Source organism: Salinicola sp. MIT1003, assembly GCF_001858555.1.
In the GTDB taxonomy this organism is placed as follows: Bacteria; Pseudomonadota; Gammaproteobacteria; order Pseudomonadales; family Halomonadaceae; genus Salinicola; species Salinicola salarius.
In genome coordinates this window covers 96,055-109,949 of record NZ_MCAP01000001.1, presented here as the reverse complement: position 1 = coordinate 109,949, position 13,895 = coordinate 96,055, and the positions used below count along the sequence as shown (strand labels likewise).

Sequence of the window (13,895 nt, the reverse complement as noted above, 5' to 3'; positions counted from 1 at the left end):
TGTCATGATCGGATCGCCGTGTCAGAGAGTGGGCATGGTGTACTGGTTGGTGGCCTCGCGTAGCCCGGATGGCCAGCGGGCGGTGACGGTCTTCATGCGGGTATAGAAGCGCACGCCGTCCGCGCCGTGGACATGCAGCGCGCCGAACAGCGAGCGCTTCCAGCCGCCGAAGCTGTGGAACGCCATGGGCACCGGGATCGGCACGTTGACGCCGACCATGCCGACCTGAATCCGCTCGCAGTACTGGCGGGCGCTGTCGCCGTCCCGGGTGAAGATGGCCGTGCCGTTGCCGAACTCGTGATCGTTGACCATCTTCACCGCGGCATCGAAGCTCTCGGCGCGGGCGATGACCAGTACCGGGCCGAAGATCTCCTCGTCGTAGATGCGCATGCCGGGCTTGACGTGGTCGAACAGGGTGCCGCCGATGAAGAAGCCGTCCGTGCCGTGATCGAGACGACGGCCGTCCCGCACCAGCTCGGCGCCTTCGTTGATGCCCTGTTCGATGTAACCGCTGACCTTTTCCAGATGCTGGCGGGAGACCAGCGGCCCCATGTCGTGATCCGGGCCGTCGGTGATGCTTTCGCCCACCCGCAGCTCGTCCAGTCGGGAAAGGATCTTCTCGCGCAGCGCCTCCGCTGTCTTTTCGCCCACCGGCATGGCGACCGAGATCGCCATGCAGCGTTCGCCGGCACTGCCGTAGGCCGCGCCCATTAGCGCGTCCGCGGCCTGATCGAGATCGGCATCCGGCATGATCACCATGTGGTTCTTGGCCCCGCCGAGCGCCTGTACCCGCTTGCCGTGGGCCGAGGCGGTAGCGTAGACGTACTCGGCGATGGGGGTGGAGCCGACGAAGCTGACGGCCTGGACCCGCGGATCGGTCAGCAGCGTATCGACGGCTTCCTTGTCGCCGTTGACGACGTTGAGCACGCCGTCGGGCAGGCCGGCTTCGCTGAACAGCTCCGCGATGCGCAGGGTGGACGACGGGTCCTTCTCCGAGGGCTTGAGCACGAAGGTGTTACCCGCCGCGATGGCGATCGGGAACATCCATAGCGGCACCATGGCGGGGAAGTTGAACGGCGTGATGCCGGCACACACGCCCAGCGGCTGCATCATCGAGTACGAATCGATGCCGGGGCCGACGTTGAGCGAATGCTCGCCTTTCTGCAGGTGCGGCATGCCGCACGCGAACTCGACCACCTCGAGCCCGCGGGTCAGCTCGCCCCTGGCGTCGGAAAGCACCTTGCCGTGCTCCTTCGCAATCAGCCGGGCCAGTTCGTCGGCATGGGTTTCCAGCAGCGCCTTGTACTTGAACAGCACCCGGGCGCGCTTGAGCGGGGAAAAAGCCGACCACTGCTCGAACGCGGCCTGCGACGAGGCGATGACCCGCTCGGTGTCCGCTTTCGATGCCAGCAGAACCTCGCCGGACTGTCGGCCGGTGGACGGATTGAAAATCGGGCTGGTGCGCGTCGAATCCAGCGCGGCACGCTTGCCGTCGACGAAGTGAGTCAGCTGCTCGGACATGTGACATCGATCCTCTTGTTCGTCAATCGACGATGGAAAACCCGGATGCGGCGCGACGCCGAGCGATTGCCCGGCCGGCCTTCGGCCAAGAGTGAGCCAGGGAGATAGCGTCAAACAATCCCGGTATGCTTAATTTCACTAAAGCGAACGCTTAACTTTATCGACCGTTCCCGGCGGCGTGGGCTGTGTGCTGAGCGGCGGGCGGTGACGAGCAGGTGGTGACGAGCGGGTGGTAACGAGGGCCAGGGTCTGATGAGTCAACGCAAGATAACGCTGATGGGGCAGCTGGGAGACGTCGATCTGCGGCTGCTGCGTATTTTTCGCAAGGTGGTCGAATGCGGCGGCTTCTCCTCGGCGGAGGTCGATCTCAACATCAGCCGGGCCGCCATCAGCATGGCGATGAGCGACCTGGAGGCGCGGCTCTCCATGCGGCTCTGCCAGCGAGGCCGCAGCGGCTTCCAGCTGACCAGCGAGGGGCAGGCGGTCTTCGACGCCACCATGCAGCTGCTGGCGGCGGTGGAGGACTTCCGCACCCGCGTCAACGGGCTGCATTCCCAATTGACCGGCGAGCTCAATATCGGCATTACCGACAACCTCGTCACCATGCCCAACATGCATATCACTGAGGCGTTGAGAGCCCTCAAGGCCAGGGGCGACAGGGTGCACATCAACATCCGCATGGCGCCTCCCGGCGATATCGAGATGGCGGTTCTCGAAGGCAGCCTGCACACCGGCGCCGTGCCCAGGCTCAAGGCGATCCCCGGCCTCGATTACGTGCCGCTCTACGAGGAGCGGTCGGCACTCTACTGCAGCAGCCGGCATCCTTTGTTTGAGGATCGAGCCACCGGGCCCGATCGGATCGCCGAATACGACGCCGTCGTGCCGTCCTACGCCCAGACGCCGGAGATCCGGAAAGCGTACGAAAGCCTCAAGCCGATGGCGTCGGCCACCGACCGGGAAGGCGTCGCCTTTCTGGTGCTGACGGGGAGCTACATCGGCTTCCTGCCGACCCATTTCGCCCAACGCTGGGTAGAACAGGGCGAGATGAAGCAGCTCTGCCCCGACGATTTCGGCTACGAGACGAGCTACTGCCTGATCACCCGCAAGGGTCGCCCGCCCAACCTGGTTCTGGAAAGCTTCTTCGAGGAGCTGGATGACCTGATGGACGAATGGCGCCGCGCCGGACCGGCGTCTGGCTGAGGTTCACGGGCTCGGATTTTCGGGCGTGCCGAAGGCTTCCCAATAGATACCGGCGATCCAGTCCAGAAAGACGCGCACCCTTGGCGAAAGCTGGCGTCGCTGCGGGTAGACCGCATGGAGAGGGAGCGCCGGTTTCTTCCACCCGGGCAGGATTTCCACCAGCTCGCCGCTGGCCAGATGGGGCGCCAGGCTGAAGCGGGGGAGTTGAATCAGCCCGAAGCCCGCCCGAGCTGCTGCCACGTAGCTTTCGGCATCGTTGACGGTCAGCCAGCCACCGGTAGTAAAGGCCCGCTTTTCGCCATCGACGATCAGATCGAGAGTCCTGTCCGGAGCCTTGAACCCGGAGACAAAGTGAACGCCGTGATGGTCGCGGAGCGAGTCGGGTGTGCGCGGTATACCCATGCGTTCCAGGTAGGCCGGGCTCGCACAGATGACCTGCTCGAGTGTCGCCAGCCGCCGTGCGACCAGGCTGGAATCCTCGGGTTCGCCGCTGCGCAACGCGCAATCGATACCTTCGCCGACCAGGTCGACCCGTCGATCTCCCGTCGTGATGATCAGCTCCAGCGCGGGATAGCGCGCATGGAAGGCATCGAGCCGGGGCAGAACGATTCGACTGGCGTGCGTGCCATGCAGTTCGACACGCAATACGCCTCGTGGGTTGTCCGCAACCGGCTGCAGGATGGATTCGGCATCCTCGAGTTCCGCCAGCAGGTGGACACAGCGTTCGTGAAAGGCTTCGCCCTCCGGTGTCGGCCGAACCTGACGTGTGGTTCGCTCCAGCAGCCTCACACCGAGGCGAGTTTCCAGTTGCTGAATCGCCAGCGTCGCCGTGGCGCGGGGAATATCCAGCGCATTGGCCGCGCGCGTGAAACTGCCGCTTTCCACGATCCGCACGAAGAGCGTCATCGAATCGAACCGGTCCATTATTGTTCGCCTGGGCTGAATAGTGTTGGCAGATTAGTCGATTTATTCAGCTCATGGAAACGCCAATACTGCCTCTCGCTGGGCTGGTGGAGGCGACGACAAGGCATTGTTCGCCGGGCACTCGCTTCGCACCTGCCGATCCATCGAATGAGACAAGGAGTCGACTCATGACGAGTACTGAACAGAAAGTCGCGCTGGTTACCGGCGCCTCTCGCGGCATCGGCCGTGCCATCGCCCTGCAACTGGCCGCCGATGGTTTCGCCGTGGTGGTCAACTACGCTGGCAACACGGCGCTGGCCGAGGAGGTCGTGGCGGACGTCGAAGCCAAGGGTGGTCGCGCCCTGGCGGTCCAGGCCGATATCGCCGATGCTGACGCCGTGGCGCGCCTGTTCGAGCAGACGCTGGCGACCTTCGGCCGGCTCGATGTCGTGGTCAACAACGCTGGCATGATGCAGATGGCGAAGATGACCAGCGACAACGTCGCGATTCTCGACCGGACGCTCGAGATCAACCTGCGCGGCAGCTGGCTGGTAATGGCGAAAGCCGCCGAGAGCCTGGGCGAAGGCGGTCGCATCATCGCGTTGTCCTCTTCGGTGCTGGGCAAGTCCTTCCCGGGGTATGGCGCCTACATTGCCAGCAAGGCCGGAGTCGAAGGGCTGGTCAAGGTGCTCGCCAACGAGCTTCGGGGCCGCAATATCGCCGTCAATGGCGTGGCGCCCGGCCCGGTGGGGACGGAGCTGTTCTTCGAGGGCAAGAGCGAGGAGCAGATCCAGTCGATCGCCAACCTGGCGCCGTTCGAACGCCTGGGCCAGCCGGAGGAGATCGCCGATGTCATTTCGTTCCTGGCCGGACCGCAGGGCCGCTGGGTCAATGGCCAGATCCTGCGCGCCAATGGCGGCATGGTGTGACGCCTGGCCCCCGGGAAAGGAGATGCCGAGACGCCGCCGGTACGAAACCGGCGGCGCCCGGTGGCCTGCTGCCGTGTAGTGAGCGTCAGCGCTGCGCGGCCAGCGTCGGCGTCCGGTCGAGCAGGCGGATCAGGAACGCGCCCAGCGCCGACAGGGTCGCCAGCGCGATCACGCCCGGCCAGCCCCACGTGCCGAGCAGCAAGCTTCCCAGTGCCGAGCCCGCCGCCATGCCGATGAAGATCAGCGTGAACATCACTGCGTTGAGACGGCTGCGGGCGGCGGGGTCGAGTCCGTAGATCAGGGTCTGGTGGGAGACGAGCGTGGCCTGGATGCCGAAATCGAAGCCCAGCGCGCCAATCACGATCAGCCCCAAGGCCAGCGGCGCGGGCAGCCAGGATTCGGCCGCCATCGCCAGGAAGAAGAGCACCACGATCGCACTGCCGATGCGGGTGACCTGATGCGGGCCGCTGCGATCGGCCATGCGACCGGCGAGCGGAGCGGCAAGTGCACCGGCGGCGCCGGCCAGCCCGAACGCGCCGGAGACCGCGCTTCCGAGCTGGTAACTCTCGAGCAGGTGGATCGAAAGGGTCGACCAGAAGGCGCTGAAGGCGACCGAGAGCAGCGCCTGCGCCGTGGCGGCGCGGCGCAGTTCCGGCTGATCGCGCCACAGGTGGTACAGCGTCGCCAGCAGGGCGCGATAGCTGAGTCGCGAGGTCGGTTCGAACCGGGGCAGGCCGCGCCACAGCGCCACGCTGATGAGCATGATCAGCCCCATGGCGATGAGGAACATGGCGCGCCAGCCGAACGCTTCGGCGACCAGGCCGCTGACGACACGCGACAGCAAAATGCCCAGCAGCAGGCCGGTCATGACGGTGCCGACGACCTTGCCGCGCTCGCGATCGGCGGCCAGCACGGCGGCGGCGGGCACGATGTCCTGCGCGATGGTCGCGGTCAGGCCGACGGCGAGGCTCGCGACCAGCAGGGTAGCGATCGACGGCGCCAGCGCGGTCGCCAGCAGTGCCAGGGCCAGCAGAATGGCCTTGATCACGATCAGACGGCGGCGATCCACCCGGTCGCCCAGCGGGATCAGCAGCAGAATGCCCAGGGCGTAGCCGAGCTGGGTCAGCGTCGGGATCAGGCCGGCCGTGCGGGCATCGATGTCGATATCCGCCGCCAGAATGCCGAGCAGCGGTTGCACGTAGTAGAGCGAGGCGACGCTGAGCCCGGCGCTGGTCGCCAGCAGTAGTATCAGCCGGCGGGGGAGCGCGGGCGGCGCCGTCGCGTTCGAAGCGCAGTTCATGACGAGTTCCTGATGCGGTTTTGGGATGTCGTGCATTCTGATGGTGTATGACCATCGCGTGTAGTAGCGTGATTCGCACAACGCCTATGCACAGGATGAATGACACGCCATGGATGACGCCCGCTTTGGCTCCGCCGATCGCCTCGAACTGTTGCAGACCTTCATGCGTATCGTCGAAACCGGCAGTCTGTCCGCCGCCGCCCAGCGCCTGGACGTGAGCCAGCCCACCGTCAGCCGGCGACTCAAGGCGCTGGAGAGCATGCTGGGGCTGCGGCTGGTGCAACGCTCGACCCATCGTCTCAGCCTCACCGATGACGGCGAGCGCTGCTTTCGCCATGCCCAGGGCGTGTGCGAGCGCTGGGATTCGATGGCCCAGGACCTGCAGGGATTGACCGAGACGCCGCGCGGCAGGCTGCGGGTGCTGGTGCCGCATGCCTTCGGCCAGGAGCAGCTGCTGGAACTGCTGGAATCCTATCTTCGAGACTGCCCGGAGGTCAGTGTCGAGTGGCTGCTGCACGATCGCTATCCGGACTTCATCGCCGAAGGTATCGACTGCGTGATTCGTGTCGGCAAGGTAGAGGACCCGGCGGTCGTCGCCGTGCCCGTAGCGGAGGTGCCGCGTATCGTGGTGGCCGCGCCGGAGGTCGTCGCCGGGATCGAGATCGACGATATCGATGCCGTGGCTTCGCTACCCTGGCTGGCGCTGCGCACCTTCTACCGCGATCGCGTCTCGCTGACGCACGCCGTCGACGGTCGCGAACAGCACTTCGCCATAACCCCGCGGGTAAGTACCGACAATCTGGCAGCCATCCGTCGGCTCGCGGTTTCGGGCTTCGGCGCCGCCATCGTCTCGGCCTGGCGGGTTGCCGACGATCTGGAAGAGAAGCGTCTGGTCCAGCTGGTGCCGAGCTGGTATCCGTCGCCGCTGCCGGTCTATCTGGTCTATCCCTACGCCGAGGACTACCCGCCGCGCCTGCGTCGCTTCATCGAGCTGATGCGCGAGCAGGCCCCCGGCATGTCGGGCATGACGATGCGCCGGGAGAGCCCGCCCGCCGCCCGGTGAAGTACCGCTAGCCGGTGGATGCCTGACGCCGCCTTTCGTGCAGGATCAGCCTTGTGGCCACGGTCGCCGCGATCAGGCCGGAGGCGGCGGCCACCATCATCGCCCAGCGCGGCCCGGCATGGTCGGCCAGCCAGCCGACGATCGGGGCGCCGAGCGGTGTGCCTCCCATGATCACCGCCATGCGCAGCGCCATCACGCGGCCGCGCATGGCGGGATCGGTGGTCAACTGCATCAGCGCGTTGGACGCCGTATTGAAGGTCAGCGCCGAGAACCCGGTCATCGTCAGCATCGCGGCGAACACGATGACGTTGGGCGCGACGCCGGCCAGCGTGCAGAAGACGCCGAAGGCGAGCGTCGATACCGCCAGCAGCGGCAGGTTGGGTCGTTCGCGACGGGCGGCCATGAGCGCGCCGCCCACCGAGCCGACCGCCAGTGCCGAGGTCAGAAGGCCATACTGGTCGGCGCCGCCGTGAAACACGGTGACCGACATGGTGGAGATATAGATCGGGAAGTTGAAACCGAAGGTGCCGATCAGAAACAGCATGACCATCATCGCTTTCAGGTCGGGGCGTCTCCACACGTAGCGAAAGCCTTCCAGCAGGCCGCCGGCGCGCCGGCCCGACCTGAGCGACGTATAGAGCTGATCGGTCCTCAGCAGGAACAGCGAACCGAGCACTGCCGCGAAGGAGACCGCGTTGACGAGAAATACCCAGCCGGTGCCGATGGCGGCGATCAGCACGCCGGCTACCGCCGGGCCGATCATCCGCGCGCTGTTGAATGAGGTCGAGTTGAGGGCGACGGCATTGGCGAGATAGCGCTCGCCGACCAGATCGTTGACGAACACCTGGCGGGCGGGGCCGTCGAAGGCAGTCACGCAGCCGAGTCCGAGCGCGAACGCATAGACCTGCCACAGCGTCACCACGCCGGTCACCGTGACCAGGCCGAGCCCCAGCGCCAGCAGGCCCAGCAGCGCCTGGGTCAGCATGATCAGCCTGCGGCGGTCGAAGCGATCCGCCGCGTAGCCGGTGAACGGCAACAGCACCAACTGCGGGCCGAACTGCAGCGCCATGGTGATGCCCACGGCGCTGGCATTGTGGTCGGTGAGAATGGTCAACACCAGCCAGTCCTGGGCGACGCGCTGCATCCAGGTGCCGATATTGGAGACCAGCGCGCCGATGGCCCAGACCCGATAGTTGTAGAGTCGCAGCGAGCGGAAGAGGCGGGTATCGCTCATGATGCGCGGCATGGCCCGCGGCGGGGCACGACTATCGTGGGCAAGGTCGTTATCGAGACCGTCGTTGCGAAGACAGGCGTTATCGAGATCGTCGTTGCGAAGACAGGCGTTGTGGGAAAAATCGTCGTCATGCGAAGTTCGAAGGTTCCTTGTCCATGAAGCCGAAGCCGGCCGGGGTTCCTGGCCGGGGTCGCCCGCCGTCACGGGCGAGTGCTGTTCTCTAGTGTAGCGCGTCGACCTGCGAGGAGGGCGAGAAGGACGGGCTCTAGAAGGGCGGTGCGCGATGCCCACGCTGGCGTTTGCCCGCCTCGGTCCACCAGGCCAGGTCGTCGGCAAACCGGCCGAAAGCACGCTCGAAGGAGGCACCGGCATCGCCGAGAGGCGTGCCACTTTCATCCAGCGTCTTGCCGATCTGCCCGACGGCGACCGTGCTGGAGATCACCACCATGCCCATTTCGGCCAGCGTGCCGCGCCAGGCCATGTTGGCGTGGGCGCCACCGAGGCGGCCGGCCGAGTAGCTGACGATCCCGGCCGGCCGCCAGAACCACTCTTCCAGGAAGTGGTCGGTCAGGTTCTTGAGCCCCGGTTGCATGCCCCAGTTGTATTCGCCGGTGACGAAGACGAAGCCGTCCGCCTCGCGGATCTTGCCGGCCAGGGCTTCCATCGCCTCCGGCGCCTCGCCCTCGGGATACTCCTTGTACATGCGATCCAGCATGGGAAGATCGATTGCCCTGGCATCGATCAGTTCGGCGTCGATGCCGCGCGCAGCGAGCGTACGCACCGCATAGTCGGCCAGGCGGATACCGGCGCGGTCGGATCGGTAGGAACCGTAGAACACCAGGATGCGATCGGTCATGAGTAGCTCCTTGAAGCAGACAACGGCATTGACGGATTCCGTCAGATTAGGCTCTGAATGAAAAGTCGGCGAGCGATGGTGGCTGCATCCGGACATCGCCTTCGGCGGAATCGGATGACAGCGGCCGAGAGGTTGGTTTTTGCTCGAGGGGTCGCAAGATAATCCTTAACACGCTACCTTCCCTGGTAACCCTTACGACTCGCCATGCGTTTTTTCGTCATACGGTGCCGAGTCTTCATCGAGAGGAAAACTTCATGAGCCAGCAAAACGAGTACGTTCCGCCGAAAGTCTGGACGCCCAATAAGGAGAGCGGCGGAAAGTTCGCCAGCATCAACCGTCCTGTCGCCGGGCCGACCCACGACAAGGCGCTGCCGGTCGGCAAGCATCCGTTCCAGCTCTACTCGCTGGCCACGCCCAACGGGGTCAAGGCCGGGGTCATGTTCGAGGAGCTGCTGGCGCTGGGCAAGGACGCCGAGTACGACGCCTGGCTGATCAATATCGGCGACGGCGATCAGTTCGGCAGCGGCTTCGTCGAGGTCAACCCGAATTCCAAGATTCCGGCGCTGATGGATTACAGCGGCGACAAGCCGGTTCGCGTGTTCGAGTCCGGCTCGATCCTGCTGCACCTGGCCGAGAAGTTCGGGGCCTTCCTGCCGACCGATCCGGCCAAGCGGGTCGAGACCATGAACTGGCTGTTCTGGCAGATGGGCAGCGCACCGTATCTGGGGGGCGGCTTCGGCCACTTCTATGCGTATGCGCCGGAGAAGATCGAATACGCCATCGATCGCTTCACCATGGAAGCCAAGCGGCAGCTCGATGTGCTCGACCGGCGGCTGGCCGAATCACGCTACCTGGCGGGCGACGAGTACACCATCGCCGACATCGCCACCTGGTCCTGGTATGGGCAACTGGTGCTGGGACGGCTGTACGAGGCCGCGGAGTTCCTGGACGTGGAGAGCTACGAGAACGTCCAGCGCTGGGCCAGGGAGATCGACGCCCGCCCGGCCGTGCAGCGCGGCCGCATGGTCAACCGTACCTTCGGCGAGCCGGAAACCCAGCTTCACGAACGCCACGACGCCAGCGACTTCGAAACACGAACGCAGGACAAGATCGGCGGTTGATATCGCGCATTTGCCGCCCGGAGCCCGGCTACGTGCCGGGCTTTTTGCGTTAGGCTTTAGCTTTGGTCATGAGCTTTATCTTTGGTCATGAGCTTTAGCTTTGGTCATGAAGAGAAGATCCGGCAGAGCCATGACGCCTACTGCTTGCGATAGGGCATATCCATGAAAACGCTATTTCGAGGCTACCTCGACGCTTCGCTAATCCTGCGCGTGACCATCGCGCTGGTTCTCGGCGTGGTGGTCGGATTGATCGGTGGTGAGACGGTCGCGGGCTGGCTGGCGCCGTTCGGCGATCTGCTGCTGCGATTGCTGCAGTTTCTGATCGTGCCGATCGTGCTGTTCACCTTGATCGTGGGCATCAATCAGGCCGATCTCGGCCGCATGGGACGCATCGGTGGCAAGGTGTTTGGTTATTACGTGGCGTCCTCAGCCATGGCGATCGTGGTCGGGCTGGCGGTGGCGTCGCTGTTCTCGCCGGGCAGCGGCATGACGCTGGACGACGGCGCCAGTGTCGACGTGCCGGAAAACCCGGGCCTCGTCAGCGTGCTGTTGAGCATCGTACCGGACAATATCGTCGGCGCGCTCGCCGAACCCAACCTGCTGGGGATCATCTTTACCGCTTTCGTGTTCGGCATCGCGCTGCTGAAGATGCGCCACAGCGAGGGCCAGGGCGAGCTGGGCGAGAAGCTCTACGGCGTCATCGAAGGCTTGAACGCGGTGACCATGAAGGTGATGGCGGGCGTGCTGCAGTACGTGCCCATCGGGGTGTTCGCCATCGTCGCGGGAACCGTGGCCAGACAGGGCATGGATACCATTCTGTCGTTGGGCACCATGGTGATCGTGCTCTATCTCGCGCTGGCCATGCATCTGGTTCTCTATTGCGTATTGATGAAGGCGTTCGGGGTGCGCTTGAAAGCGTTCTTCCGTGAGGCGCGCACGCCGATGGCAACGGCCTTCGCGACCCAGAGCAGTACCGGCACGTTGCCGCTGACGCTGAACGCGGCACAGCGGTTGGGTATTTCTCGGAGTCTTTACGGCTTCAGCCTGCCGCTCGGCGCGACGATCAACATGGACGGCGCGGCAATCCGGATCGCGATCTCGGCGGTATTCGCGGCCAACGTGGTCGGCATGCCGCTGGATTTCATGACCATGGTCGAAATCGTGCTGATCGGCACATTGACCTCCATCGGCACGGCGGGCGTGCCCGGTGCCGGTATCGTGATGATCGCGACGGTCTTCGCTCAGGTCGGGCTGCCCATCGAAACCGTGGCGCTGCTGACCTCGATCGACGCGCTGGTCGGCATGGGCTGTACCGCGCTCAACGTCACCGGCGACCTGACGGGAACCGCCGTGATTGCCCGGAGCGAGGGCGAAGCCGAGCGGACAGCGTCGCAACCGGGCGAAGGCTCGTCGGCCTGATATCGGTTGCAGAGACGGGTCGCAGGGCTCGATTGCAGGAACCGGTTACAGGTCCGATTGTAGAGACCGATTTCAAGGGCCGATTGCAGAGATTATGGAATGTATTCCGAGACACATACGAACTATCTGATCATCGGTGGCGGCAGCATGGGGCTGGCGGCGGCGGATTACCTGGCCGCCCATTCCGGCGCCGGTGGCCACGTGGTGAGGGTGCTCGATGCTCATCGCCCGCCCCACGATCAGGGGGCGCATCACGGTGAAACCCGGTTGATTCGCCTGGCCTACGGCGAGGGCAGCGGCTATGTCTCGCTGGCTCTGCGTGCGCTGGAGCGCTGGCGCGAGCTCGAACGGGAAACGGGCGAATCGTTGTTTCTGCCCACCGGCGTGCTCAATCTCGGCCCGGCTTCGGCGCCGTTCATCCAGCAGGTCGAAGCCAGTGCGCGGCAGTACGGTCTGCCGCTGGAGGGCATGGATGGCTCGGCGGCATCCGAGCGCTGGCCGGGATGGCAACTCGATGCCTCGATGCGTGGCGGTTTCGAGTCGCGCGCCGGTGTGCTGCGGGTCGAGCGGATCATCGAGTGCTGGCGGCAGCGAGTCGAACGAAGTGCCAACGTGACGCTGACATCGGATGCTCGTGTCGTGCGCCTGGAACCTCTGGAGCAGGGCGGTTATGCGGCGACCTGTGCTGACGGGCGGCGATTCAGCGCCGACAGATTGCTGGTCTCCGCAGGGCAGCACGTAGCGCCGCTTTTGGCCGAGCTCGGGATCGAACTGCCACTGACGCGGGTGCGCAAGACGTTCGCCTGGTTCGAGGCCGACGACCGCTATGCCCCGGAGCGCTTCCCCGGCTTCAGCCTGACCGACGACGAGCTCGGCATCTACTATGGCTTCCCTGACATCAAGGGCGCCGGGTTCAAGATCGGCCGCCACGACAGCGGCCAGGTTCTGGCGCCGGGCGAGCCGATGGCGCCGTTTGGCGAACATCCCGAGGATATCGCCGAGCTCCAGCAGGTGATCGACCGCTATCTGCCGGGCGTCGGTACGTTGCGTCATGGCGCTGTCTGCCAATATATCCGCACCCCGGACGAGCACTTTCTGATCGATGAGCTGCTCCCCGGCCTGATCGTGGCCGGCGGCTTCTCCGGCCACGGCTTCAAGTTCGCCAGCGCCATGGGGGAGTCGCTGGGTCGCTGGCTGACGAGCGGTCGCGCTGCGCCGGAGCTGGCAGGGTTCGGGATGAGCAGGCTATCGGGGCGCGACAGCCAGGGCCCGCTGTCGTAGTCGTTCGTTCTGAAGCGCCGAGGCCTCGAGCGATGATGGATTTCGCGTAAACTGGCGGGCTTCACGAGCAAGTGGTGGCACCATGTCCTTCATTCCTTTTTCCGCGCTGGCCTGTCCGCTGGACGGAGACCCGCTGCATCGCCAGGGCCAGACGTGGCGCTGCGCGGCCGGTCACAGTTTCGATATCGCGCGGCAGGGCTATACCCACCTGCTGCCCGTCCAGCACAAGCGTTCCCGCGATCCGGGGGACAGCAAGGCGATGGTGGCGGCACGCCAGCGCTTTCTGAATGCGGGCCATTACCAGCCCATCGCCGAGGCGGTATCGCGTCTTGCCCTGGCGGAACGACCCGCCGGCGACGCGTTTCGCTGCCTGGATGCCGGCTGCGGCGAGGGGTATTACCTGCGTCGGCTGGCGGCGAGCGCCCCCGATGCCGTCTTGTCACTGTTGGGCCTGGATATCTCCAAGTGGGCGGTGCTGTCTGCTGCCAAGCAAGAGCGAGCGATATCGTCTGCTGCCAGGCAGGACAAAGACGCCGAGACGCCGGAAAGCGCAGCCGGTCGACAAGTTTCGACACATGGGCGAGAAGAGCGTGCCAGTTGGATGGTGGGCAGCAACGCCAATCTTCCGATACAGGATGGTTCGCTGGACTGCGTGCTGTGTCTGTTCGGCTTCCCGGTCTATCCGGAATTCGTTCGCGTGCTCGAGCCGGGTGGGGTGCTGATCCAGGCCGATGCCGGGCCGGACCATCTTCGCGAGTTGCGCGAGATCATCTACCCCAGCCTGAAACCGGAGCGCGAGCGATCGGCAGCGGTGCCCGAGGGGCTGGTGCGGCAAGACGTGGAGACGATCCGTTATTCGTTGGCGCTGGAGGAGCCGCAGGCCATTGCCGATTTGTTGGCGATGACGCCGCACCTCTACCGCGCCAGTGCCGAAGGCCGGGCCAGGGCGGAGGCGCTGGAAGCGCTTACCGTGACCGTCGATGTGCGCTTGACGCGGTTCGCGCGAGGGGCTGGTAACCGGGAGACCACACCGTCGGGAGTCGATTCTGCGCACACCTGATCCGGCCA

Annotated in this window: 12 protein-coding genes; 7 read left to right on the top strand and 5 right to left on the bottom strand. The window is 65.2% G+C overall.

Features of this window, described 5'->3' with window-relative positions; genetic code table 11:
- Positions 1-21: 21 nt before the first annotated feature.
- On the bottom strand, positions 22-1,521 hold the full coding sequence (locus BC443_RS00470) for a CoA-acylating methylmalonate-semialdehyde dehydrogenase (RefSeq protein ID WP_071229866.1): 1,500 nt from the start codon (positions 1,519-1,521) through the stop codon (positions 22-24).
- A 252-nt stretch (positions 1,522-1,773) separates the two neighbouring features.
- Between BC443_RS00470 and BC443_RS00465 the strand changes: the two genes are divergently transcribed.
- Complete coding sequence (locus tag BC443_RS00465; protein ID WP_071229865.1) at positions 1,774-2,721, top strand: LysR family transcriptional regulator; 948 nt, start codon at positions 1,774-1,776, stop codon at positions 2,719-2,721.
- A gap of 3 nt (positions 2,722-2,724) precedes the next feature.
- Here BC443_RS00465 and BC443_RS00460 read toward each other — a convergent pair whose 3' ends face one another.
- On the bottom strand, positions 2,725-3,645 hold the full coding sequence (locus BC443_RS00460) for a LysR family transcriptional regulator (protein WP_071229864.1): 921 nt from the start codon (positions 3,643-3,645) through the stop codon (positions 2,725-2,727).
- A gap of 167 nt (positions 3,646-3,812) precedes the next feature.
- Between BC443_RS00460 and BC443_RS00455 the strand changes: the two genes are divergently transcribed.
- Positions 3,813-4,553: an SDR family oxidoreductase gene (locus BC443_RS00455; RefSeq protein WP_071229863.1), complete on the top strand. Its 741-nt coding sequence runs from the start codon at positions 3,813-3,815 to the stop codon at positions 4,551-4,553.
- Positions 4,554-4,638: 85 nt separating this feature from the next.
- On the opposite strand, the gene BC443_RS00450 is transcribed toward BC443_RS00455, so the two are convergent.
- A complete protein-coding gene (locus BC443_RS00450; protein WP_071229862.1) occupies positions 4,639-5,853 on the bottom strand; it encodes an MFS transporter in 1,215 nt (404 codons plus the stop codon).
- Positions 5,854-5,962: 109 nt separating this feature from the next.
- Here BC443_RS00450 and BC443_RS00445 point away from each other — a divergent pair, with 109 nt between their 5' ends.
- Positions 5,963-6,916, top strand: coding sequence for a LysR family transcriptional regulator (locus BC443_RS00445; RefSeq protein ID WP_071229861.1), 954 nt, complete (start codon positions 5,963-5,965; stop codon positions 6,914-6,916).
- A gap of 7 nt (positions 6,917-6,923) precedes the next feature.
- Here BC443_RS00445 and BC443_RS00440 read toward each other — a convergent pair whose 3' ends face one another.
- Positions 6,924-8,150, bottom strand: coding sequence for an MFS transporter (locus BC443_RS00440; protein ID WP_071229897.1), 1,227 nt, complete (start codon positions 8,148-8,150; stop codon positions 6,924-6,926).
- 265 nt (positions 8,151-8,415) lie between these two features.
- Positions 8,416-9,006 carry an NAD(P)H-dependent oxidoreductase gene (locus BC443_RS00435; protein WP_071229860.1) on the bottom strand — a complete coding sequence of 197 codons (591 nt, stop codon included), beginning with the start codon at positions 9,004-9,006 and terminating at the stop codon, positions 8,416-8,418.
- A gap of 254 nt (positions 9,007-9,260) precedes the next feature.
- On the opposite strand from BC443_RS00435, the gene yghU reads away from it, so the two are divergent.
- The 4 genes from yghU to BC443_RS00415 all read left to right on the top strand — a co-directional run bounded on the left by yghU (position 9,261) and on the right by BC443_RS00415 (position 13,887).
- The gene (yghU, locus tag BC443_RS00430) at positions 9,261-10,127 is read left to right on the top strand and encodes a glutathione-dependent disulfide-bond oxidoreductase (RefSeq protein ID WP_071229859.1); all 867 of its coding nucleotides are present in this window, start codon (positions 9,261-9,263) and stop codon (positions 10,125-10,127) included.
- Between the two features lie 162 nt (positions 10,128-10,289).
- Entirely contained in the window at positions 10,290-11,546 is a 1,257-nt protein-coding gene (locus tag BC443_RS00425; RefSeq protein ID WP_071229858.1) for a dicarboxylate/amino acid:cation symporter, read from the top strand.
- A 99-nt stretch (positions 11,547-11,645) separates the two neighbouring features.
- Positions 11,646-12,827 carry an N-methyl-L-tryptophan oxidase gene (solA, locus tag BC443_RS00420; protein WP_071229857.1) on the top strand — a complete coding sequence of 394 codons (1,182 nt, stop codon included), beginning with the start codon at positions 11,646-11,648 and terminating at the stop codon, positions 12,825-12,827.
- A gap of 82 nt (positions 12,828-12,909) precedes the next feature.
- Positions 12,910-13,887, top strand: a complete 978-nt coding sequence (locus tag BC443_RS00415) for a putative RNA methyltransferase (protein WP_071229856.1) — start codon at positions 12,910-12,912, stop codon at positions 13,885-13,887.
- The last annotated feature ends 8 nt before the right edge of the window (positions 13,888-13,895 follow it).

Bases quoted from the DNA above. Each gene is read 5' to 3' on its own strand.
- BC443_RS00470 (WP_071229866.1), bottom strand. From the start codon at position 1,521: ATGTCCGAGCAGCTGACTCACTTCGTCGACGGCAAGCGTGCCGCGCTG.
- BC443_RS00465 (WP_071229865.1), top strand. From the start codon at position 1,774: ATGAGTCAACGCAAGATAACGCTGATGGGGCAGCTGGGAGACGTCGAT.
- BC443_RS00460 (WP_071229864.1), bottom strand. From the start codon at position 3,645: ATGGACCGGTTCGATTCGATGACGCTCTTCGTGCGGATCGTGGAAAGC.
- BC443_RS00455 (WP_071229863.1), top strand. From the start codon at position 3,813: ATGACGAGTACTGAACAGAAAGTCGCGCTGGTTACCGGCGCCTCTCGC.
- BC443_RS00450 (WP_071229862.1), bottom strand. From the start codon at position 5,853: ATGAACTGCGCTTCGAACGCGACGGCGCCGCCCGCGCTCCCCCGCCGG.
- BC443_RS00445 (WP_071229861.1), top strand. From the start codon at position 5,963: ATGGATGACGCCCGCTTTGGCTCCGCCGATCGCCTCGAACTGTTGCAG.
- BC443_RS00440 (WP_071229897.1), bottom strand. From the start codon at position 8,150: ATGAGCGATACCCGCCTCTTCCGCTCGCTGCGACTCTACAACTATCGG.
- BC443_RS00435 (WP_071229860.1), bottom strand. From the start codon at position 9,006: ATGACCGATCGCATCCTGGTGTTCTACGGTTCCTACCGATCCGACCGC.
- yghU (WP_071229859.1), top strand. From the start codon at position 9,261: ATGAGCCAGCAAAACGAGTACGTTCCGCCGAAAGTCTGGACGCCCAAT.
- BC443_RS00425 (WP_071229858.1), top strand. From the start codon at position 10,290: ATGAAAACGCTATTTCGAGGCTACCTCGACGCTTCGCTAATCCTGCGC.
- solA (WP_071229857.1), top strand. From the start codon at position 11,646: ATGTATTCCGAGACACATACGAACTATCTGATCATCGGTGGCGGCAGC.
- BC443_RS00415 (WP_071229856.1), top strand. From the start codon at position 12,910: ATGTCCTTCATTCCTTTTTCCGCGCTGGCCTGTCCGCTGGACGGAGAC.